Raw genomic sequence first — 1,933 nt, forward strand, 5'->3', positions numbered from 1 at the left:
CCGACCCCGAGGTGCAGGAGGCGCTGGCCCACGCCAGGGTCGGCGAACTGTCCCAGCCGACCCTGAACGACGGCGAGGGCTACGCCGGGCTACTGGCCGATCCGAGCAGCTTCGAGGAGTTCGACCCCGACACCACCGGGGAGAAGGGCTTCGGTTTCGTCCGGCTCAACCAGCTCGCGCTGGAGCACCTGACGGGGGCCCGGTAGCCGTGCTGAGCGAGCATCGAGCGAGCGCCGGCGAGGCAGGCGCGCAGCGAAGCGGCAACCGCCTGGTCGCCGGGGTTGATTCCTCCACCCAGTCGTGCAAGGTAGTCATCCGCGACGCCGACACCGGGCAGCTGGTGCGGCAGGGCCGGGCCGGGCACCCCGAGGGCACCGAGGTGCACCCGGACGCCTGGTGGCAGGCGCTGCAGACCGCCCTGGAACAGGCCGGTGGCCTGGCCGACGTGGCCGCGCTCAGTGTCGGCGGCCAGCAACACGGCATGGTCTGCCTGGATGCCGATGGTGAGGTGGTGCGTCCGGCCCTGCTGTGGAACGACACCCGGTCGGCCGCCGCGGCGGCGGAGTTGGTGACCGAACTCGGGCCGCGGTACTGGGCCGAGGCGACCGGCAGCGTGCCGCTGGCCTCGTTCACGGTGACCAAGCTTCGCTGGCTGGCCGAGCACGAGCCCGAGAACGCCGCCCGGACCGCCGCGGTCTGCCTGCCGCACGACTGGCTCAGCTGGAAGCTGGCCGGTGCCGCTGATCTCGCCGGCTTGGTGACCGACCGCTCCGACGCTTCCGGTACCGGCTACTTCGACGGCCGGAGCAACAGCTACCGCACCGACCTGCTGGTTCGCGGGCTGGGCCACGAGGCCGCGCTGCCCCGGGTCGCCGGTCCCGCCGAGGTGGCTGCCGAGGTCGGCCGGCCTGCTGGCGGCGGCTCGCTGCTGATCGGGCCGGGCGCCGGTGACAACGCCGCCGGCGCGCTGGGCGTGCAGGTCGGCGAGGACGTGCTGGTGTCGCTGGGAACGTCCGGGGTGGCCTGTGCCCGCAGCGACGTGCAGCCCGCCGATCCGAGCGGCCTGGTGGCCGGATTCAGCGACGCCACCGGTGCCTTCCTGCCGCTGGTCTGCACCCTCAACGCCGCCCGGGTGCTCGACGCCGCGGCCCGGTTGCTCGGGGTCAGCCTGGCCGAGCTCAGCACCCTGGCACTGTCCGCGGAGCCAGGGGCGGCCGGTGTGACGGTGGTGCCGTACCTGGAGGGTGAGCGGACCCCCAACCTGCCGCTCGCCACCGGCGCGGTGCACGGCCTGACGCTGGCCAACTCCCAGCCCGCGAACCTGGCCCGGGCTGCGGTCGAGGGCATGCTCTGCGGCCTGGCAGCGGGCCTCGACGCGCTCGTCGCACAGGGCGTGTCGGTGTCGGGCGTGCACCTGATCGGCGGTGCCGCGCAGTCCGAGGCGGTCTGCCGGATCGCGCCGTCGGTGTTCGGGGTGCCGGTCACGGTCCCCCAGCCCGGGGAGTACGTCGCGGACGGCGCCGCCCGGCAGGCCGCCTGGGTACTGGCCGGCACGGCCCAGCCGCCGGTCTGGGAGCTGGGCGGTTCGGCGGTATTCGAGGCTGCGCCGACCGTGGGGCTGCGCGAGCGCTATGCCGACGCGGCGGGCAAGTACCTCAACCGATGACAGCAGAGCGATGACGGCAGAGCGATGACGGCAGACCGATGACGGCAGAGCGATGACGGCAGAGCGATGACGGCACCGGGCGCACCGGCAGGTCAGCAGACCGTCCGGCGGCACAACCTCAGCCTGATCACCACGGCGCTGGCGGTGGCACCCAGCTCGCGGGCCGAACTCGCCCAGCGCACCGGGCTGACCAAGGCCACCGTGTCGAGCCTGGTGGACGACCTGATCGCCCGGGCGATCGTGGTCGAGGGCTCACCGGCCGCCGCC

2 protein-coding genes and 1 pseudogene are annotated in these 1,933 nt (G+C 73.9%); all 3 read left to right on the forward strand.

Annotated elements, in window-relative coordinates:
• Nucleotides 1-206 (forward strand): annotated as a pseudogene (locus VF542_RS07345) (xylose isomerase); the annotation flags it as partial.
• A 2-nt stretch (nucleotides 207-208) separates the two neighbouring features.
• Nucleotides 209-1,666, forward strand: coding sequence for a xylulokinase (gene xylB / locus VF542_RS07350; protein WP_408651046.1), 1,458 nt, complete (start codon nucleotides 209-211; stop codon nucleotides 1,664-1,666).
• 66 nt (nucleotides 1,667-1,732) lie between these two features.
• Nucleotides 1,733-1,933 (forward strand): MarR family transcriptional regulator (locus tag VF542_RS07355; protein WP_408651047.1); only part of this gene is annotated, 201 nt, incomplete at its 3' end.

Source organism: Jatrophihabitans sp., assembly GCF_036389215.1.
Taxonomy (GTDB): domain Bacteria; phylum Actinomycetota; class Actinomycetes; order Mycobacteriales; family Jatrophihabitantaceae; genus Jatrophihabitans_A.